The organism is Mycobacteroides abscessus ATCC 19977 (assembly GCF_000069185.1).
GTDB classification, from domain to species: domain Bacteria; phylum Actinomycetota; class Actinomycetes; order Mycobacteriales; family Mycobacteriaceae; genus Mycobacterium; species Mycobacterium abscessus.
In genome coordinates this window covers 186917-208201 of the sequence record NC_010397.1, presented here as the reverse complement: position 1 = coordinate 208201, position 21285 = coordinate 186917, and the positions used below count along the sequence as shown (strand labels likewise).

The following is a 21285-nucleotide window of genomic DNA, read 5'->3' as shown; positions in this document are numbered from 1 at the left end:
ACGGCAAAGATTGTGGCAAATCTATCCGCGGCGCACAGGTGCGTTGCGGGTAGTGACAGCGATGCGATTCCACGCGTTGATCGTCAGGATCATCCCGATGATTTGCCCCAACTCACGCTCGGTGAACTCGGCGGCAGCCCGGGCATAGGTGGCATCGGACACGTGCTCACCAGCGGAAAGTACGGTCGCTTCCTCCGTGAGCGCCAACGCGGCCTTCTCCCGGTCGGTGTAAATATCCCCCGCCTCAGCCCAGGCGTTCAGCAGGTAGATGCGCTGCTCGGTCTCGCCTTGCTTGCGGGCATCGTGGGTATGCATATCGAGACAGAAGGCGCAGTGATTGAGCTGAGAGGCACGGATCTTGATGAGTTCGGCGAGGCTGGGCTCGACATCCTTGGCCGAGGCGATACTCAGCGCCATCATGGCCTCATAAACCTCGGGCGAGACCTTGTCCATCCGGATGCGCGGTGAATTCAGTGTGCTTGTCATCCCTCAACGCTAAGACCGCAAAGGCCCATTCTCATGGTTCAATTCCAGCATGAGTTCGTGGGCCAATTCAGCCAAGGCGGAATCCCGGCCCCTCAGCCACGATCTGCATCTCGACCTGCGCCAGAGCATCACGCCCGGCACCCGCGGCGTGCGTGAGCTGCTGACCTCCGCGCTGCGCGACGCCGTCCGCTCGGGTCGCCTCACCGTCGGGTCCATGCTCCCGCCATCTCGGACCCTGGCCAGTGACCTGGGGCTGGCACGCAACACGGTCGCCGAGGCATATGCCGAACTCGTCGCCGAGGGCTGGCTCGAGTCTCGGCAGGGCTCGGGAACCCGGGTGGTCAATCGTGGCAAGGACCAGCTGCCGCCCCGCCCGCGCGGCGCGGGCACGCCACCACCACACAACCTCATGCCCGGCTCCGGCGACGTCACCGCCTTTCCGCGCGCCGACTGGCTCGCCTCCGCGCGCAGGGCGCTGAACCATGCGCCGCACGAGGCCCTGCGGGTCGGCGATCCTCGCGGGCGACATGAATTACGTTCTGCTGTAGCCGAATACGTGTCCCGGGTGCGCGGTGTGCGCACCACACCGGACTCGATTCTGATCTGCGCCGGCACCCGTCACGCCGTGGAGATACTGACGCGGATGTACGGCCTGGCCCGGCCGATAGCAGTGGAGGCATACGGCCTCTTCATCTTTCGGGATTGCATCGAGGCGACCGGGGGCTCCAGCACCCCGATCGGGTTCGACGGGGAGGGCGCCGTCGTCAGCGACCTGGAGAATCTCGATACCTCCGCCGCGCTGATTACCCCGGCCCACCACTTCCCCCACGGGCTGCCGCTGCACCCCGCCCGGCGTACCGCGGTGGTGGACTGGGCGCGGCGCACCGACTCCTATGTCCTCGAAGACGACTACGACGGCGAGTTCCGATACGACCGTCAACCCGTCGGCGCGCTGCAGAGCCTCGATCCGGATCGCGTGGTGTACCTGGGTTCGGCGAGCAAGAGCCTGGCACCGGCACTGCGTCTGGGCTGGATGGTGCTCCCCCCGGAGCAGATGGACGCCGCGGTGGCGGCCACGGGTGGCGCACAGTGGTACGTCGGCGCGATCTCCCAGCTGACCATGGCGGATTTCATCGCGGGCGGCCACTATGACCGCCACATCCGCCGCATGCGCGGCCGATACCGGCGCCGGCGCGACCTGCTCGTGCAGCGCCTCGCCGGTTACAACGTCGGCGTACGCGGTCTGTCGGCCGGGCTACACCTGCTGCTGACACTGCCCGAGGGCACTGAATCCGATGTGCTGTACCGGGCCGGCGAGGCCGGGGTGGCGCTCGCCGGGCTGGCTCGGCTGCGCCATCCACTGGCCGGTCCGCACATCCCCAATCCGGACGGCGTGGTGGTCAGCTTCGGCACCCCGGCCGATCACGGTTTTGGCCCGGCCGTCGACGCGCTTTGCCGCGTGCTGGCGGCCACCGGACTCTAACCGCGCGATGGCACCGTCTGGCAGTGCCATGCCTCGTCATGGCAGCAGGTCACGACGATGCTCAAGACATGCCAACCTTCGAATCCGCCGCCGGCCCCATCCAGTACCGCGATAGCGGAGACGGCCCGCCAATCGTCTTTGTGCACGGGCTTTTCGTCACCGGCACCATGTGGCGCAAGATCGTTGAACCCTTGAGCGGCCGCTTCCGCTGCATCGCACCGGATCTTCCGCTCGGCGCGCACAAGACCCCGATGAACCCGGGCGTAGAGCTCGGTCCCCGCGCGGTGGCCGGTTTGGTCCGTGACTTGATCGTGAACCTGGATCTCGACGACGTCACCGTGGTCGCCACCGACACCGGCGGCGCCATCACTCAGCTTCTCCTGGCAGACGGCTGCGACCGGATCGGGCGCGTGGTCCTGACGCCGTGCGATTCTTTCGACAACTTCCTGCCGAAATCGATACGCATCTTTCAGTACTGGGCGCGCGTTCCCGGTACCGACTTCGTGCTGCAGCCGTTCAAACTGCGGCTGGCGCGGCGCGCGCTGGGCAACACCCTTGCCAAACACTCGATTCCGGACGCGGTGCTCGGCGAATGGGTCGCACCGCTCTTGGCACAGCAGGGCATCCGGCGCGATGTCCGGGCATTCCTGCGCGGTATCGACAACCGAGACACGCTGGCCGCCGCCGAGATATTGCGTGGCTTCGAGCGACCGGTGCTGCTGCTGTGGCCACGCACGTTGCCGTTCTTCCCGTTCGCACATGCCGAGCGCTGGCTGCGGCTGCTGCCCAACGCCAAGCTCGTCGAGGTGCCCGACAGCTACACGTTTGTCAGCGAGGACCAACCGGAGCTGATGGTGCGCGAAATAGAGACATTTGTCGGGCAGCGCGTGTAGACGTCAGCGGCCGGCGGCCGCCTCGAAGAACCACGACATGACCAGGGCACCGGGATCTTCGACGCCGCGGGCCGCCTCACCCACGTAGCTGGCCCGGCCGCGCGCGGCTATCGCATCCCTGGTGGCCTGGACACCCGCCGCGGCCGCATCGGCGGCGGACCGCAGGGCCAGGGCCAGTGGGATGCCCTGTCGCACAGCGGCATCGAGGGCGTCCGCGGCCGGCGACACGGCGTCGACCACGGTCTTGTCGCCGACCCGAGCGCCGCCCAGCGCCTGGATCCGATCCAGACCGTGCCGCACGGCATGGGCCACCCGCTCGGTAGACCAGGGCTCGCTGCCGAGCCCGCCGTACAACGCACGGAAGAAGGTGCCGAATACCGCACCGGAGGTGCCGCCCGCGCGCACGAAATACGAGGTCGACAGGGCAAGCAGCACATCGGCATCGGTTCCGCGCAGCGGCAGCTCGTAGTGCCGCAGCGCGGCGGCCATATTCGTCCCGAAATCACCGTCTCCGGCGCGCCGGTCCAAGTCGGTGAGCATGCCCACGGATGCCCGCACGCGCTCCACAAACGCGGAGAGCCAACGATTTTCCCCACCGCGGTCGGCCCTGTCCGTGGGCTCGACGATTGTCCCGTCGATGAGCCTGCCGACGGGCGGACCCGTCACCGCCGGCCAGCCCGGGGCGCTGGTGGGCGCGTCCCACAGCTCGAACATCTCCGGGTCTGCGCGCACCACGGTGATCGAAGCACCCGCCATGTCCAGCGCGGTCACGAAGCTGCCGACAAGGCTGCGGCCCACGGCGATTCCTGCGGCCGCCAGCTGCGCGGCCACCTCGCCGAAGAGGAGATTGAGCTCCAGCGAGTGGGTGGCCCCGAGCCCGTTGACGACAACGATCACCTCATCCCCGGACCGCACCTGCGCCGCCGGCAGGATGCGAGCCAGCAGCGCGGCCACGATCTCTGCGGCGGGGGCGACCGGCGCACGATCGACACCGCGCTCGCCGTGGATCCCGACCCCAATTTCCATCTCGCCCGTGGGCAGATCGAATGACGGCACCGGCGCACCGGGGACCGTGCACGGCGACAGCGCGACCGCCATGCTGCGTGCGGACGCCGCGACCCGACGTCCCAGCGCGGCCACCGCGGCCAGCTGGTCACCACGTTCGGCGGCGGCGCCACACAGCTTTTCGACCACCACGGTGGCGGCCGTGCCACGGCGGCCCGGTTTGGCGGCGTCCGCCACCTCGGTGGCCACGTCGTCATCGACCAACACCACCTCGGTACGCACCGAGGATTCGCCGGCGATCTGGCGCGCGATGGAGAAGTTCATCACGTCACCGGTGTAGTTCTTCACCACGTGCAGCACGCCACCACCGGCATCGGCCGCGACAGTGGCGCCTGCGATCTGCAAGGCGTTCGGCGAGGTGAAAATCAGTCCGGGACATGCGGCGGTCAGCATGCCCCGACCGATGAATCCGGCGTGCAGGGGCTCGTGCCCCGAGCCGCCGCCCGACACGATGGCCACCTGGCCGGGCCGCAATGGCGAATCCCGGATCAGATATCCGTGCTCACGATCCCACCACAGGTCGGCGGTGGCCGCGACCAGTCCCCGCAGCGCGTCGGGGATGAAGCTTTCCGTGGTGTTCAGGAAGTTCCGCAACGGGACCATACGGCAACCGTATGGCTCACCTGCGGCCAAAAGCTATGGCGACCTACTCGTCATCCTTGGCGTGGTCGGCAACGCCCGGATTCGGATCGCGTGACAGGTCGATCAGCGGATCGACGCCCTCTCCTTCGGCCCGTTCGTGCCGTCCGTGCTGTGGAGTCGTCATAGCTGCCCCTCATATGTCGATGTTCCAGCAATCCTCCGCGACCCTACCCGCGCGGGGCAGGCCGCGCCCGCGCCGCGGCGAGCAGCGCCCTCGGCAAGGACCTGTCATAGGCTCTGGCCCGTGTCAGATGTCTCAGCCGATCAGGAGCCGCTGCCGCTGACCACGCAAGCGGCCCGTTTCGTCATCACCGGCGGGCTTTCGGCGATCGTCGACTTCGGCCTGTATGTGCTGTTCCTGCACGTGGGACTGCAGGTCAACGTGGCCAAGTCCATCAGTTTTGTGGCGGGAACCACCACTGCCTATCTGATCAACCGGCGCTGGACCTTCCAGGCAGAACCCAGCCGGGCCCGGTTCATCGCGGTGATGGCGCTCTATGGCCTGACCTACGCCGTCCAGGTAGGCATCAATTACCTGTTTTACATGCAGTTTGAGGACAAGCCATGGCGCGTGCCAGTGGCCTTTGTCATCGCCCAGGGGACTGCGACAGTCATCAATTTCATCGTCCAGCGCGCGGTGATCTTCCGAATCCGCTGAGCCGCTACGCTCAATTACCGATGACAACTCCGAAGTCTGAGCTACCTCTCACTCCGCGCGCCCTGACCGGGTTCGGCCGCACCGCACCCACCGTGGCGCATGTGCTCTCCACCCCGGACGTCGACGTCATTGCCGAGGCGGTGCGCCAGGTGGCCGACGCGAGCTCCCACAGCCCCGCCCATCTGCGACGTGGCATCGTGGCGCGCGGTCTGGGCCGCTCCTACGGCGACCACGCGTGCAACGGCGGCGGCATCGTCGTCGACATGACGCCGCTGAAGCGCGTGCACTCGATCAGCGCCGAGACCGCGGTCGCGGACGTCGACGCGGGCGTAAGCCTGGATCAGCTGATGAAGGCCGCACTGCCGTTCGGCCTGTGGGTACCGGTGCTGCCGGGCACCCGCCAGGTGACCGTGGGTGGGGCCATCGGCTCGGACATTCACGGCAAGAACCATCACAGCGCGGGCAGCTTCGGCAACCACGTGCTGTCCATGGATCTGTTGATGGCCGACGGCGAGGTGCACACCATCACCCCTGACGGGCCCGCCAGCGAGTTGTTCTGGGCCACCGTGGGCGGCAACGGTTTGACCGGCATCGTGGTGCGCGCCCGCATCGCCATGACTCGCACCGAGACCGCGTATTTCATCGCCGACGGGGTGGCCACCCGCGACCTGGACGAGACCATCGCGGTGCACCAGGACGGCACCGAGGACAACTACACCTATTCGAGCGCCTGGTTCGACCTCATCAACCCCCCGCCGAAGCTGGGCCGTGCCGCCGTCAGCCGGGGAAGCCTGGCTAAGCTGGATCAGCTGCCGCCGAAGCTCGCCAAGGATCCGCTGAAGTTCAGTGCGCCACAGCTACCCGGATTGCCCGACCTCTTCCCGGTCAACTTCATGATCAAGCCGTCGCTCATGGCGATCGGCGAGGCGTTCTACCGGATGAGCGGGAACTACCAGGGCAAGATCGTCAACCTGACGCAGTTCTATCACATGCTCGACATCACAACCGGATGGCAATACGCTTACGGCCCAGCAGGTTTCGCCCAGCACCAATTCCTGGTCCCACCCGACGCACTTGAGGAATTCAAGGGCATCATCCGCTGGATCCAGACCCAGGGCCAGTACTCGGCACTGAACGTCTTCAAGCTGTTCGGCCCGGGAAATAAAGCGCCACTGAGCTTCCCGATGAAGGGCTGGAACGTCGCGATGGACTTCCCGAACAAGCCCGGCGTCAACGAGTTCCTCAATGAACTGGACAATCGTGCGATGGAGTTCGGTGGGCGGGTCTACACCGCCAAGGATTCCCGGGTAAGCGCGGAGAAGTTCCACAGGATGTACCCGCGCGTCGACGAGTGGATCGCCACCCGACGCAAGGCCGACCCACACGGTGTCTTTGCCTCCGACATGGCCCGCCGCCTCGAGCTGCTCTAGAAAGGCTTTTGTAACAACATGATTGATGCCACGGGCAACCCCCAGACCATCCTGCTATTCGGCGGCACCTCGGAGATCGGCCTCGCCATCGTCGAGCGCTACCTCAAGAACGCCAAGGCGCGCGTCATCCTGGCCGACCTGCCGAATGCCCCCAAGCGTGAGGCCGCCATCGAGCAGATCAGGGCCGCGGGCGCCAAGGAGGTCCAGTACGTAGAGTTTGACGCCCTGGATACCAAGTCCCACCCCGCGCTGATCGAATCCGCCTGGGCACAAGGCGATGTGGATGTGGCCATTGTCGCCTTCGGCATTCTCGGCGATGCCGAAGAACTATGGCAGGACCAGACCAAGGCGGTGCTGAGCGCGCAGGTGAACTACACCGCCGCCGTCTCCGTCGGCGTGCTGATCGGCCAGAAGATGAAGGCTCAGGGCTTCGGGCAGGTCATCGCGATGTCCTCGGTCGCCGGCGAGCGGGTACGCCGCTCCAACTTCGTCTACGGCTCCACCAAGGCCGGCCTGGACGGGTTCTACCTCGGCCTCGGAGAAGCCCTGCGCGAGTTCGGTGTTCGCGTGCTGGTGGTCCGGCCCGGCCAGGTGCGCACCACCACGACAATCGAGCACTGGAAGGCCACCGGCGCCAAGGAGGCACCGTTCACGGTCGACAAGGAAGAGATCGCCGAGCTGGTGGTGGCATCGGCCGCCGCCGGCAAGGAACTGATCTGGGCACCGGGTCAGTGGCGCTTCGTGATGTCTGTGCTGCGCCACGTCCCTCGCCCCCTCTTCCGCAAGCTGCCCGTCTAGGCGCGCGATGACGGCCCAGACAGCAGAGGCGGCACGTCGGCACGTACTGGACACCACCAAGGACCTGACGCTCGCTGTCGTCACAGCCGCCGCCGTCAGCGTGGTCGCACTCACCGCGATCGCGCGCGTCGAGTGGCCGGCCTTCGGCTCGTCCAACCAGCTGCACGCACTCACCACGGTCGGACAGTTCGGCGCCATCGCCGGATTGGTGCTGGCCGGGGTGCTCTGGCGCCGAGGGCACCGGGCCGTCTCGAAGTGGCTATCGCTGCTCTTCCTGGCCACGTTCACCGTGGTCACCGTCGGGATGCCGCTGGGCGCCACCAAGCTGTACCTGTTCGGGATCTCGGTGGATCAGCAGTTCCGTACCGAGTACCTGACCCGCTTCACCGATTCGCCCGCACTGCACGATATGACCTACCCGGATATGCCCCCGTTCTACCCGGCGGGCTGGTTCTGGATCGGTGGGCGTCTCGCGGCGCTCACCGGAACCTCCGGTTGGGAGATGTACAAGCCGTGGGCCATCACCTCTCTGGCAATCGCGGTTTGCGCGGCATTCATCTTGTGGAACAGGATGATTCGTTTCGAATACGCACTCATCGTGAGCACTGCGACCGCCGCCGTCACCCTGGCGTATGCCTCCACCGAGCCCTATGGCGCGATCGTCACGGTGTTGCTTCCACCCGTGCTGGTGTTGGGGTACAGCGCACTGCGCGCGGATCGCGGCGCGGGCTGGGGGGCCGTCGTGGGGACGGGCGTGTTCCTGGGCTTCGCGGCACTGTTCTACACACTGCTCACCGCGTTCGGCGCGCTCGCCATCACCGTCGCCGCCGCAGTGGTCGCGATGGGCCGCGTCCGGCAGAACGGTTGGTGGCCGGGCGTCAAAGAGCCCCTGTTGCGCTGGCTCGCCATCGCCGCAATCTCTATTGTCATCGCCCTGGTCTTCTGGGGCCCGTATCTCGTCGCCGTCGCCCACGCTTCTCTGGAGAAGGCGGCCTCGGCACAGCACTATCTGCCCAACGAGGGTGCCGAGCTGTCCTTCCCGATGCTGCAACCCACCATGCTGGGCGGTCTGTGTTTGATCGGCACCGTGTGGCTGGTGGCACGTGCGCGTAGCTCGGTGCGTGCCGGGGCGCTCGCCATCGGTGTGACGTCCGTGTATCTGTGGTCGTTGCTGTCCATGCTCGCCACCCTCGCCAAGACCACCCTGCTGTCGTTCCGGCTGGTGCCCACCCTCACCGTGCTGCTCGCGGCCGCGGGTGTGTTCGCCTTCCTGGAGCTCACTGCGGTAGCGGCAAAACGCACCAAACACGCCACACTGGTGGCCACGGCCATCGGCCTGGCCGGGGCCCTGGCCTTCAGCCAGGACATCCCCGACGTGCTGCGCTCCGACATCGTCATCGCCTACGCCGATACCGACGGCACCGGACAACGCGCCGATCGCCGGCCGCCCGGCCCGGAAAGCCACTACATCGCCATCGACAAGGCGATCACCGAGATCACCGGAAAGCCCCGCGATGAGACTGTCGTGCTGACCGCCGACTACAGCTTCCTGGCGTTCTATCCCTATTACGGCTTCCAGGGACTCACCCCGCACTATGCGAACCCGCTGGCACAGTTCGACAAGCGCGCGGCCGCGATCAAGAGCTGGGAAGACCTGCATACCGCCGACGAGATGGTGCGTGCGCTCGACGCCCTGCCGTGGCGGGCCCCTACCGTGCTGCTGATGCGCCAGTCCGGCGACAACTACTCGCTGCGGCTCGCCAAGGACGTCTACCCCAACCAGCCGAACGTGAAGCGGTACACCGTCACGCTGAACAAGCAGTTGTTCGCCGATCCCCGGTTCACCGTCCGCACCATCGGTCCGTTCGTGCTCGTGGTGCGGGTGCCGCCGCACGCTTAGCGCTCGTCGCGCAAGGGGCTCGTTGCGCGCCAACTAACATCTTCCTCCGTGACGACCGATGAGCCGCTTGCGCGAAGAGGCGACAGCACAGCGGGCAACGCGACGGAAAAGGTCGCCGGGAACGGCGACGGCGAATACCGCAAGGCCCGACTGCTCGCCATCGTCACCGGCTTCCTGGGCGCACTGCTGGCCATCGCCACCCCGCTGCTGCCGGTCCGCCAGGACACCGCGCAGCTCAACTGGCCGCAGAACAACACCCTCGCCAGCGTCGATGCGCCCCTCATCGGATACGTACCCACCGATCTCACCATCACGGTGCCCTGCGCGGCAGCCAAGGGCCTTGACGCACACAACAACGTGTTGCTGTCCACTGTGCCCAAGCAGGCGCCCAACGCGGTAGACCGCGGCATGCTGATTCAGCGCAGCGGTGGCGATCTCGTGGTGATCGTGCGCAATGTGCCGGTGGTCTCGGCACCGTTCTCCGAGGTTCTCGGCCCGAACTGTCAGCGACTCGAGGTCAGCGCGCATTCGGACAAGGTGACCGGTAAGTTCGTCGGGCTCACGCAAGGCCCCAAGGACGCCAAGCCCGGACAGCCACGTGCCGGGGAGCGCGGCGGTTACGACTTCCGGCCGCAGATCGTCGGCATCTTCACCGATCTATCCGGCCCCGCACCCGCGGGCCTGAAGCTCTCGGCCACCGTCGACACCCGGTACAGCAGCTCGCCCACCGTCGCCAAGCTCATCGCGATGATCCTCGGCGTCCTGCTCACCGCTGTCTCGCTGGTCGCGCTGCACACGCTGGACACGGCCGACGGCCGCAGACACAAGCGCTTCATGCCCGAGGGCTGGTGGAAGCCGCGGCCGCTGGACGCGCTCGTCGGGGCGGTGCTGGTGTGGTGGCATTTCGTCGGGGCGAACACGTCCGATGACGGCTACATCCTCACCATGGCCCGGGTCGCCGAGGGATCGGGCTACATGGCCAACTACTACCGCTGGTTCGGCACCCCCGAGTCGCCGTTCGGCTGGTACTACGACCTGCTGACCATCTGGGCTCATGTCAGTACTGCCAGCGTCTGGATGCGGCTGCCCACCCTGGCGATGGGCCTGTTGTGCTGGGCGGTGATCAGCCGCGAGGTCATCCCCCGGTTGGGCCACGCTGCCCGCACCAACCCGGTGGTGCCGTGGACCGCGGCGGCGATGTTCCTGGCGTTCTGGCTGCCGTTCAACAACGGACTGCGCCCCGAACCGATCATTGCCCTCGGCATCCTGTTGACCTGGTGCTCGGTGGAACGGTCCATCGCCACCAACCGGCTGCTGCCTGCCGCCGCCGCCTGCATCATCGGCGCGCTCACCTTGTTCTCCGGCCCCACCGGTATCGCGTCCATCGGCGCGCTGCTGGTCGCGATCGGACCGCTGCGCACCATCGTGTCCAAGCGCGCGAAGCGCTTCGGCTATGCCGCCCTGCTGGCACCGATCCTGGCCGCCGGGCTGGTGACGCTGATCGTCATCTTCCGCGATCAGACTCTCGTCGGGGAGATCCAGGCCAACGCGCTCAAGTCGGCCGTCGGGCCGTCGCTGAACTGGTTCGACGAACACGTCAGGTACGAGCGTCTGTTCCTGCCCACCACCGACGGTGCCATCTCCCGCCGGTTCCCCGTGCTGGCCCTGGTCATCGCCCTCGGCGTGGCTGTGGCAATGACATTGCGCAAGAACAAGATTCCCGGCACCGCTAGCGGGCCCAGCCGGCGGATCATCGGCATCACCCTGATCTCGTTCGTCGCGATCATGTTCACCCCCACCAAGTGGACCCACCACTTCGGCGTGTTCGCGGGCCTGGCCGGGTCACTCGGTGCGCTGGCCGCGGTGGCCGTGACCGCCGCGGCCATGCGCTCCCCGCGCAACCGCACGCTCTACGCCGCCATCGTGCTCTTTGTGCTGTCGTTGTCGTTCTCCAGCGTCAACGGCTGGTGGTACGTCTCCAACTTCGGTGTGCCCTGGTCGAATTCGTTCCCGCAGTGGCACTTCGGCATCAGCACGGTCTTCTTTGGGCTCTCGGTGCTCGCCATCCTGATCGCGGCGTGGATGCATTTCACCGGCCGCGACCATCCCGGCCGCACACCGGTGCATCCGGTGCTGGCGCGCCTCGCCGAGTCTCCGCTTGCCGTCGGCACCTGGATCGTCGTGGTCTGGTCGATCTTCTCGCTGACCGCCGGCATGATCAACCAGTACCCCGCCTGGTCGGTAGGACGCTCCAACCTCGACGCGCTGCGCGGCAACGGCTGCGGGCTGGCCAACGACGTGATGGTCGAAGAGGACCCCAACGCCGGGATGCTACAGCCGATCGACGCCCCGATCGGGCAGGCATTGGCCGCCGATACCAATATCATGTTCGACCCCAACGGAATTCCGTCGGATGTGTCGGCCGATGAAGAGAACAACCCACAGGGCTCGGACAGCTTCGTCGAACGCGACAAGAGCGGCAACGCCAACGGCAGTCAAGACACCGAGGGCGGCACCACCATCGCCGCCGGCGTCAACGGCTCGCGCGCCCGGCTGCCCTTCGACCTGAAGCCGGAGACCACGCCCGTCATGGGCAGCTACCAGGTGGGCCCGCAGCGCTCGGCCCGGCTGCTGTCGTCGTGGTACCGGCTGCCCCCGAAGGACGCCACCAAGCCGCTGTTGGTACTGGCCGCGGCGGGCCGGTTCGATCCGGTCGAGCTGCAGGTGCAGTTCGCCGGTGAGGACGGAAAGGTCTTGGGCGCCATCTCATTCGCCGATCTGGGCCCGTCTCCCGCCTGGCGGAACCTGCGGATGTCGCGTGACGCCATCCCGACCCAGGCCACCCGGATCCGGCTGCTGGTCACCGATGACGACCTAGCGCCACAGCACTGGGTGGCGATCACCCCGCCCCGGGTGCCGTCGCTGCGCTCGCTGCAGGCGGTGGTGGGCTCCGATCCGGTGTTCCTGGATTGGCTCGTGGGGCTTGCCTTCCCGTGCCAGCGGCCGTTCGGCCACAAGAACGGTGTCATCGAGATCCCGAAGTGGCGCATCCTCCCCGATCGTTTCGGCGCGGAGGCCAACTCGCCGGTGATGGACTACCTCGGCGGGGGCCCGCTGGGCATCACCGAACTGCTCCTCAAGGCCACCCCGGTACCGACCTACTTGCAGAACGACTGGTTCCGCGATTGGGGTGCGCTGCAACGGTTCACGCCGTACTACCGGAACGCCACCGAGGCGCAGCTGCAGCTCGGTACTGCCGTGCACAGCGGACTCTGGACACCCGGACCGTTGCGCAAGAGCCGGTAGCCCGCACCACTGCCCACTGGCCGCTTTTCGATAAAACCTGGCAATTTATCGGAAGCCAGTGGCGCCCGCGCCGACTTCAATGGGGTTGTCAGCAAAGACATCCCAAAGGAAGGTGCGGCCCATGCTGCGACAAATCGCCTGGCAATTCCTGGTGACTGCATCCCTGGCGTCATATCTGGTGACGGCGTTGCCCAGCCACGCCAAGCCCAAGGACGACGAGCCCTGTCCGCACCACCCGGTCAAGGTCGATCCGAAATGTGAACGCTCGGGAGCGATTCGCGAGAAGTCACCGCATAACGACTGACCGGGCGCCGAGACTACGGTTTCTGACGCGTTTCCCACGTGCGAAACGCAGAACACGGCGTGTCGGCGGAGTGGCTAGCCCTCCTGCGCGTGCACGAACTCCGCGAAACCGGGGATGCTGAACTCCAGCAGCCCGTGGCCGGCCACGGCGATGAGCCCCTTGTCGATGAGCCCGGCGCGGGCGGCGCTGATAGCCCGCGAATCACGGCCCAACGCGGCCGCGATATCGGACCGGCTGGACACCCGATCGTCGGTCAATGACTGCGCCATCGCCGTCATGAAGCGCCGCTGCACCGGGGTCGCGTTGTTCCAGCGCGCGCGAAAGAGTGCGTCCATATCCTCGGCGACCTGTCGGGCGGCGTGCTCGACATCGGGCATCCCGATCTGGCCTCCCGGATCCGGATACCCGGCGCGTGCCCACGCGGCGTCCGCGTAGAGCTGCAGCGTGTGCGGATATCCGTTCGTCTGCGCGATGACTGCCTCGAGCGCGTCCGGCGCCCAGTCCACCCCGACCTGGCCGGCGGGCTTGACCAGCGCCACCCGCGATGCGTCGGGGCCTAGCCGATGCAATGTGCGGTATGCGAACCGCTCGCTGAAGGTGGCTGCGGCGCTGATGATCTCCGGCGTCTGCGGGAGGCCCGCCGCGAACAACCCGGCAGGCAGGGCGTCGGCCTCGGCCTGCAGGTCCTGCCAGGTGACGGCCAGGGTGCGCAATCCCTGCCGGTCAGCGTCCTGCACCTCGTCGATCAACAGCACCAGACCCCGGTGTCCCTCGTCGCGCGCCGCCTTGACCGTCTCGACGATCAGTTCCTTGAAGGATGGCTCCGGTGACGCCCCCTCGGCGGACTGCGCCGGTTTGACCGTCGCACCGAGTTGCGCCACCCCCGGCACACCGGCGGTGATGCTCACCTGATCGATGGCTCGCAGTAACCGGCCGCGTGACTTCTTCTTCCACCCCGCGGTGCGGGCGCGGATCTGGGTGGCGATCGCCGCCGTCAGCGGCTCCTCGCCGCCTGCGGTCACCCACACCGTCACCACACCGCGCGCCTCGGCCGCACGCTGGACCTCACGCAGCAGTGAGGTCTTTCCCACACCACGCGGCCCGGTGTCGACACGGATGCGGCCGATCAGCCGCCCAAGCTCCGTCATGTACATCAGTCGCTCGCCGATCTCGGCCAGCTGCTCGGCGCGGCCGACGACCTCACGTGCCACCTGGCCTGGCGTGTACGGACTGGGCTGCATACCGAAATCCTCACTTGATACTTCTCGGTGCCGTATCAATAGGTATCAGGTGGGGCCGACATTCTGGATACTTTCCGATACTTCTACCGAGTTATCGACTGGTATCGGTTTTAGAGGTCTCAATCCGGCCAACGCGCGCGCTGCGTTCAGGGGCGCGAAGCTTCGTCACATACCATCGCCCTCGTGCCTTCGCAGCTTTCACAGTCCGCGACAGCAGGTACAGCCCAGCGGGCACGTCTGATTTCTTTGGCTGCGGCCACCATCGGTGTGCTGTTGTGCGTGCTCGTTCCCCTGCTGCCGGTCCGTCAGTCCACCGTCGACATCAACTGGCCCCAGGGAGCCGGCGCCGACGGGAACATCACCGGCATCACCGCGCCACTGGTGTCCGGCGCCCCGCTGTCCTTCGAGGCACACATACCCTGCACCGCCGTCGCGACGCTGCCCGCCAGCGGCGGTGTGGTGCTGTCCACCAGCCCCGACGGCGGCTTCGAAGCAAGCCGGCACGCATTGTTCGTGCGGGCAACCACCGATCTGGTGGTTGTGGCATTCCGCGACAACGTCGCGACGGTCGCGCCACGCAAGGCCGTGGAGTCCGGCGGCTGCACCACCCTGGACATCTGGGCCAATGCCGGCGGGGTGGGCGCCAACTTCGCCGGGCTACCCAATGCCAGCGGCACCCTGTCCATCGAAAACAAGCCTCAGGTCACCGGCTTGTTCACCGACCTCAAGGTGCCCGCGGCGGGCGGCCCAACCGCCCATGTGGTGGTCGATACCCGATTCATCAGCAGTCCAACCACTTTGAAGCTGGCGGCCATGGTGCTCGGCATCGGCGCCGTCGCTATCGCCATCGCGGCCCTGGCCGTGCTGGAACGCGGCGGGCGCAAACTCCCGCGCAAACCATTCCGGCTGCCGGGCCGCGCCACACTACTGACCAACGGTGTGGCCGACATCGGAGTCGTTGGCACACTTCTGCTTTGGCATGTCATCGGCGCCATCACCTCCGATGACGGCAACGTGCTGGTCGAGGCGCGCGTCGCGCATCAGGCCGGGTACGTCGCGGAGTACTACCGCTACTTCGGTGCCACCGCGTCTCCATTCGATTGGTACGCAACCCTTTTGAGCTGGCTCACACAGGTGAGCACCGTCGGGGTGTGGATGCGCGTGCCGGCCACCCTGGCGGGCATCGGCACCTGGTACATCCTGCGTAAGAAGATGCTGCCCCGGCTGGGCGAGCAACTCGCCGCCAGCCGGACCGCCGTGTGGACCGCCGCGCTGGTCTTCCTCACCGCCTGGCTTCCGTTCAACAACGGCCTGCGCCCGGAGCCCATCATCGTGTTCGGCACCGTGCTCACCTGGATCCTGGTGGAACGCGCCATCGCCACCCGCCGCCTCTCGCCCGCCACGCTGGCGATCGTGGTAGCCCTGCTGGCCGCGACGGTGGCCCCCCAAGGCCTCATCGCGCTGGGACCGCTACTGGCCGGCGGCCGCGCCATCGCCCGCGTCGTCGCCGTGCGCCGCCTGCGGTACGGGCGATTCACCCCTATCGCGGTCCTGGCGGCCTCGGTCGCGGGCGTGCTCGCCTTCACCTTCCGGGACCAGACCCTGGCCACCGTCGCCGAATCCGCGCGCATCAAATATGTGGTCGGTCCGACGATCGCCTGGTACCAGGAATTCCTGCGCTACTACTTCCTGACCGTCGAATCCAATGTCGACGGCTCACTGACCCGGCGTATCGCGGTGTTCATCCTGCTGCTCTGCCTCTTCGGCACCCTTGCGGTACTGCTGCGCCGCGGCGTACTACCGGGCCTGGCCAGCGGACCGGTGTGGCGCCTCATCGGCAGCACCGCGATCGGATTGCTGCTACTGACCTTCACCCCCACCAAGTGGGCCATCCAGTTCGGCATTTTCGCGGGGTTGTCGGGCGCGCTCGGAGCGGTCGCGGCATTCACCTTTGCGCGAGTCGGTCTGCATTCGCGGCGCAATTTGGCGCTGTACGTGACGGCTCTGCTGTTCATCCTGGCCTGGTCGACCTCGGGCATCAACGGCTGGTTCTACGTCGGCAACTACGGCGTGCCATGGTTCGACAAGCAACCGGTGATCGCCAGCCATCCCGTCACCAACATGTTCCTGGTGCTCTCGGTGATCACCGCATTGATCGCCGGCTGGCTGCACTTCCGTCTGGACTATGCCGGGCACACCGAGGTCGAGAACACCCGGCGCAATCGCTTGCTGGCCTCGACCCCACTGATGATCGTCGCCGCCATCATGGTGATTCTCGAAGTGACCTCGATGGCCAAGGGGGTCTACGCGCGTAGCGACACCTACACCACCGGCAAGGCCAACCTGTTGGCGCTGACCGGCAGCGATCCGTGCGCCATGGCCAGCGACGTGTTAGTCGAGCCAGACGCCAACGAGGGCCTGCTGCAACCCATTCCCGGCCAGCAAGCGGGCAAGTACGGGCCGCTCGGAGGCCTGGATCCCGTCGGCTTCGTCCCCGACGGAGTGCGCATCGGCATGACGTCCTTGCCCGTCGTCGGCAAGCCGGGCCTGGTGAACTCCGATGCCTCCCCGAACGCGCCGATCATGGAGGTAAGCGACGGAGCGGGAACCACCGGCGGCGTCGGCCCCACCGGCATCAACGGCTCCAGCATGCAGCTGCCGTTCGGGCTGGACCCGGCCCGCACCCCGGTGATGGGCAGCTACGGGGAGAACTCGATTGCCGCGCACCTCAAGTCGTCCTGGTACGAGCTTCCACCGCCCAGCCCCGATCGACCGCTGGTGGTGATCTCGGCCGCCGGTGCGATCTGGTCGTTCCAGCAGGACGGCACCTTCAGCCCCGAGATCAACTACGGCCAGCAGCTCAAGCTGGAGTGGGGTGTCCGCGACCCCCAGAGCCCCGGCGGTTTCAAGCCACTTCGCCAGGATTACCCCATTGACATTGGGCCGCAAACAGTCTGGCGCAACCTGCGGTTCCCCACCAAGACCGCGCCGCCCGGGGCCAACGTGGTCCGTATCGTCGCCGACGACCCCAACCTGTCCAGTGACCAATGGCTCGCGTTCACCCCGCCGCGGGTACCAACCCTGAAGACGGCACAGGATCTCTTGGGGTCCGACACACCCGTGCTGCTGGATATGGCTGTGGCACAAAACTTCCCGTGCCAACGGCCGTTCAGCGAGCATCTTGGGGTGGCCGAACTGCCCAAGTTCCGCGTGATGCCCGAGCACAAGCAGGTGGCGACCTCGTCGAACATGTGGATGTCGGCCGAAGACGGTGGCCCGTTCATGTTCACCACCGCGCTGCTGCGAACCTCGTCGGTGCCCACCTACCTGCGCAACGACTGGTATCGCGACTGGGGCTCGATAGAGAAGTACGAGCCCATCGTGGCTCCGAATCTGGCACCCGACGCACAACTCACCGAGGGCACCGTCGTCGTGAACGGCTGGACCCGTAAAGGACCGATTCGAGCCCTGCCATGACAGAGAATTCCGTGACAGATACCGCAGCCGAGGCCCGCAAGCTAAACATCGCACGTTGGACGGCAACCGTTTTCGGTCTGCTCGGGTTCGTGCTGAGCGTCTCGATCCCGCTGCTGCCCGTCAAGGTGTCCACCGCGACCCTCGACTGGCCACAGCAGGGCCGGCTCAACAACGTCACCGCGCCGCTGATCTCCCAGACGCCCATGGACATGACGGTGATCGTGCCGTGCGCCGTGGTCAACTCCGCCCCGGCCGACGGGGCCGTCATCCTGGGTACCGCGCCTCCCGAGGGCAAAGAGGCAGCACTACAAAGCCTTTTTGTCCGGGTCACCAAGGAGCGGCTCGATATCACCGACCGCAATGTGGTCATCGCGAGCGTCCCGCGCACCAAGGTCGCCTCTCCCGACTGCCGACGGATCGTCATCACCTCATCGGATAAGGGCACCTTCGCTACATTCGAGGGGCTTCACGGTGACGGCGCCGAGAAGTCCGCCGATCTGCGCAGCGGATTCCCCGATCCCAACCTGCGCCCACAGATTGTCGGGGTCTTCACCCAGCTCAGCGGGCCGGCGCCCCAGGGCCTGAGCCTTACCGCCCATATCGACACCCGATTCTCCTCCAGTCCAACACTTCTCAAGCTCGCGGCGATGGTAGGCGCGGTCATCTCCACCATCATCGCGGTGCTGGCGCTGTGGCGGATCGACCAGACCGATGGCCACCGCATGCGGCGGCTCATTCCGACCCGCTGGCGGCGCTTCGATCTGACCGACACCGTCATCATGAGCGCACTGGTGCTCTGGTACGTGATCGGAGCGGGGTCGTCGGACGACGGCTACCAGATGGGTATGGCGCGTACCGCCGAGCACGCGGGGTACATGGCCAACTACTTCCGCTGGTTCGGCAGCCCGGAAGACCCGTTCGGCTGGTACTACAACCTGCTGGCCATCATGACCAAGTTCAGCGATATCAGCCTGTGGATCCGGCTGCCCGACCTGATCGCCTCGCTGGTCTGCTGGCTTTTGATCAGCCGGGAAGTGTTGCCCCGCTTGGGGCCCGCTGTCGCACGCAGCAAGCCGGCGGCATGGGCGGCCGGCTTCGTGCTGCTGGCGTCCTGGTTCCCGTTCAACAACGGTCTGCGCCCCGAGGGACAGATCGCGGTCGGGTCGCTGATCACCTGGGTGCTCATCGAGCGGGCCATCACCTCCCGGCGACTGACTCCCGCCGCGCTGGCGACCATCACCGCTGCCTTTACTCTCGGGATACAGCCGACCGGTCTGATCGCCGTCGCCGCGCTGCTCGCCGGTGGCCGGCCGATCCTGCGGATCATCGTGACCAAGCACCGTCAGGTGGGCACCTGGCCGCTGGTGGCGCCCATGCTGGCCGCTGGAACCGTCATCCTGCCCGTGGTGTTCTCCGATCAAACACTGGCAACGGTTTTCGAGGCGACCAGGATCCGCACCGCCATCGGCCCATCGCAGGCGTGGTACACGGACAACCTGCGGTACTACTACATGTTCCTGCCGACGGTGGACGGTTCGGTATCGCGGCGCTTCGGCTTCCTGCTGATCGCGGCGTGCCTGTTCATCGCGATGTTCATTCTCCTGCGCCGCAAGCGCGTTCCCGGGGTGGCCCGCGGGCCGGCCTGGCGTGTGCTGGGCGTCGTCTTTGGCACCATCTTCTTCCTGATGTTCGCGCCCACCAAGTGGGTACACCACTTCGGGCTGTTCGCCGCCCTGGGCGCCGCCGTGGCGGCGTTGGCCACGGTGCTGGTGTCACCACAGGTGTTGCGCTGGAGTCGCAACCGCATGGCCGTCGTGGCCACGGTGCTGTTCGTGCTGGCTCTCAGCTGGGCCAGCGCCGCAGGCTGGTGGTACGTCTCGAGTTTCGGTATTCCGTTCAACAGCAGCATGCCCAAGATCGCCGGAATAAGCGTCAGCACAATATTTTTCGCGCTGTTCGCGCTCGCGGTCGGCTACGCAGCATGGCTGCACTTCTCGCCGCGGCGTGAGGACAACCGCATCACGCGGTCCATCACCTCCGCGCCGGTCGCCTGGGCCGCCGGATTCATGGTGCTCACGTCCATCTGCCAGCTGGCGATCGGCGTCGCCCGTCAGTACCCGTCGTATTCCAACGGATGGGCGAACATCCGCGAACTGGCGGGCGGATGTGGGCTGGCCGACGACGTTCTCGTCGAGCCCGACGCGAATGCCGGATTCCTGCCCGCGATCGGCGAGCAAGAGACCGGCGCGCTGGGGCCGCTCGGCGGCTCCGCCCCGTCAGGCTTTACCGCCGACGGGGTACCGGACAAGATCGTCGCCGAATCCATCCGGATGAATGACTCACGGCCGGGAACCGACTACGACTGGGATTCCAAGGATCGCAACACAACCCCGGGCGTCAATGGCTCCACGGTGCGGCTGCCCTACGGGCTGGATCCGGCCCGGGTACCGATCGTGGGCTCCTACCGCGTCGGTCCGCAGCAGCAGGCGAAGGTGACTTCCGATTGGTACCGGCTCCCCGCGCGCGATGCCGCCCATCCACTGATCGTGGTGACGGCAGCCGGCACCATCGCGGCCAAGAACGTCAAGGGCGAACTCTCCGGGCAGACACTGCAATTGGAGTACGGCACGGCGGGCCCCGACGGTGCGTTCAGCCCCTTGGGACGCCTGACGCCCTACGACCTTGGGCCCGCGCCATCCTGGCGCAACCTGCGCTTCGCCCGTTCGGATATCCCCGAGACCGCGACCGCCGTGCGGATTGTCGCGATTGACGGCTCGCTGACTCCGGGCGACTGGCTGGCCTTTGCGCCACCCCGGGTGCCGGAGCTGAAGTCACTGCAGGAGTACGTGGGCAGCACCCGGCCGGTGCTGCTGGACTGGACCGTGGGACTGGTCTTCCCGTGCCAGCACCCGATGCTGCATCAGTACGGGATCACCGAAGTTCCCGAGTTCCGCATCACGCCGGACTACGACCAGAAGCGCAAGGACACCGACACCTGGCAGGACGGCGAGAACGGTGGCCTGCTCGGCATCACCGACCTGCTGCTGCGGGCACACGTGATGCCGACCTACCTGTCCAAGGACTGGGGCCGCGACTGGGGCTCGCTGCGCAAGCTCGACACCATCGTCGATGCCCAACCCGCGCAGATCGAGTACGGCTCGCAGGTACACAGTGGGCTCTGGAAGCCGAACCAGATCCGGATCAAGCCGTAACGGCACGTCGAGTGTGCGGATTGTGTCGATTTCCGACGTGATATCGACACAATCCGCACATTCGAGACGCCCGGTGAGTCAGTGGTGGCCCCGGCGGCGATATCCGTGGCCGCCTCCGCCGAAGAGTCCGCCCATAAATCCCCGGTAGTCCTGAGGAGGCGCGGGTGGGTACGGCTGCGCCGTGGGCGGCTGGTCGATATGCGCCGACGGGCCGAAACGCGCGGCTCCATCCACGAACTGCTGCAGGCTGTCCTGCTCCAGTAACAGCGCCGCACATCCCGTGCATTGAAATGTGCGTACGCCGAACCATTTCGTCGACAGCATCTGTGATTCACACTTCGGACAGGTCAAGGGCTGAACGTTTGTCATGACAAATGCTAGCATGCATAT

Annotated in this window: 14 protein-coding genes; 10 read left to right on the top strand and 4 right to left on the bottom strand. The window is 66.6% G+C overall.

Going from position 1 to position 21285, the window contains the following annotated elements:
* Positions 1-21: 21 nt before the first annotated feature.
* On the bottom strand, positions 22-486 hold the full coding sequence (locus tag MAB_RS01140; RefSeq protein WP_005063025.1) for a carboxymuconolactone decarboxylase family protein: 465 nt from the start codon (positions 484-486) through the stop codon (positions 22-24).
* Between the two features lie 49 nt (positions 487-535).
* Between MAB_RS01140 and pdxR the strand changes: the two genes are divergently transcribed.
* A complete protein-coding gene (pdxR, locus tag MAB_RS01135; RefSeq protein WP_005091111.1) occupies positions 536-1969 on the top strand; it encodes a MocR-like pyridoxine biosynthesis transcription factor PdxR in 1434 nt (477 codons plus the stop codon).
* Positions 1970-2007: 38 nt separating this feature from the next.
* Positions 2008-2862, top strand: coding sequence for an alpha/beta fold hydrolase (locus tag MAB_RS01130; RefSeq protein ID WP_005098640.1), 855 nt, complete (start codon positions 2008-2010; stop codon positions 2860-2862).
* A 3-nt stretch (positions 2863-2865) separates the two neighbouring features.
* On the opposite strand, the gene MAB_RS01125 is transcribed toward MAB_RS01130, so the two are convergent.
* A complete protein-coding gene (locus MAB_RS01125) occupies positions 2866-4530 on the bottom strand; it encodes a dihydroxyacetone kinase family protein (RefSeq protein ID WP_005112898.1) in 1665 nt (554 codons plus the stop codon).
* A 283-nt stretch (positions 4531-4813) separates the two neighbouring features.
* On the opposite strand from MAB_RS01125, the gene MAB_RS01120 reads away from it, so the two are divergent.
* From MAB_RS01120 to MAB_RS01095, 6 genes are all read left to right on the top strand, one after another.
* Positions 4814-5227: a GtrA family protein gene (locus MAB_RS01120; protein WP_005063011.1), complete on the top strand. Its 414-nt coding sequence runs from the start codon at positions 4814-4816 to the stop codon at positions 5225-5227.
* A gap of 20 nt (positions 5228-5247) precedes the next feature.
* The gene (locus MAB_RS01115) at positions 5248-6657 is read left to right on the top strand and encodes a decaprenylphosphoryl-beta-D-ribose oxidase (RefSeq protein ID WP_005112896.1); all 1410 of its coding nucleotides are present in this window, start codon (positions 5248-5250) and stop codon (positions 6655-6657) included.
* Positions 6658-6675: 18 nt separating this feature from the next.
* Complete coding sequence (locus tag MAB_RS01110; RefSeq protein WP_005072347.1) at positions 6676-7455, top strand: decaprenylphospho-beta-D-erythro-pentofuranosid-2-ulose 2-reductase; 780 nt, start codon at positions 6676-6678, stop codon at positions 7453-7455.
* 7 nt (positions 7456-7462) lie between these two features.
* A complete protein-coding gene (locus tag MAB_RS01105; protein ID WP_005084053.1) occupies positions 7463-9355 on the top strand; it encodes a galactan 5-O-arabinofuranosyltransferase in 1893 nt (630 codons plus the stop codon).
* A 48-nt stretch (positions 9356-9403) separates the two neighbouring features.
* Complete coding sequence (locus tag MAB_RS01100; protein WP_005112894.1) at positions 9404-12661, top strand: arabinosyltransferase domain-containing protein; 3258 nt, start codon at positions 9404-9406, stop codon at positions 12659-12661.
* Between the two features lie 121 nt (positions 12662-12782).
* Positions 12783-12965: a hypothetical protein gene (locus MAB_RS01095; protein ID WP_005062992.1), complete on the top strand. Its 183-nt coding sequence runs from the start codon at positions 12783-12785 to the stop codon at positions 12963-12965.
* Positions 12966-13039: 74 nt separating this feature from the next.
* On the opposite strand, the gene MAB_RS01090 is transcribed toward MAB_RS01095, so the two are convergent.
* Complete coding sequence (locus MAB_RS01090; protein ID WP_005112893.1) at positions 13040-14206, bottom strand: ATP-binding protein; 1167 nt, start codon at positions 14204-14206, stop codon at positions 13040-13042.
* Positions 14207-14389: 183 nt separating this feature from the next.
* On the opposite strand from MAB_RS01090, the gene MAB_RS01085 reads away from it, so the two are divergent.
* The gene (locus MAB_RS01085; RefSeq protein ID WP_005091978.1) at positions 14390-17683 is read left to right on the top strand and encodes an arabinosyltransferase domain-containing protein; all 3294 of its coding nucleotides are present in this window, start codon (positions 14390-14392) and stop codon (positions 17681-17683) included.
* The gene (locus MAB_RS01080; RefSeq protein ID WP_005112892.1) at positions 17680-20895 is read left to right on the top strand and encodes an arabinosyltransferase domain-containing protein; all 3216 of its coding nucleotides are present in this window, start codon (positions 17680-17682) and stop codon (positions 20893-20895) included. The genes MAB_RS01085 and MAB_RS01080 overlap by 4 nt, the downstream gene beginning before the upstream one ends.
* 78 nt (positions 20896-20973) lie before the next feature.
* Here the strand turns inward: MAB_RS01080 and MAB_RS01075 are convergent, their stop codons facing one another.
* Entirely contained in the window at positions 20974-21219 is a 246-nt protein-coding gene (locus MAB_RS01075) for a hypothetical protein (RefSeq protein ID WP_005062983.1), read from the bottom strand.
* Positions 21220-21285: the final 66 nt, after the last annotated feature.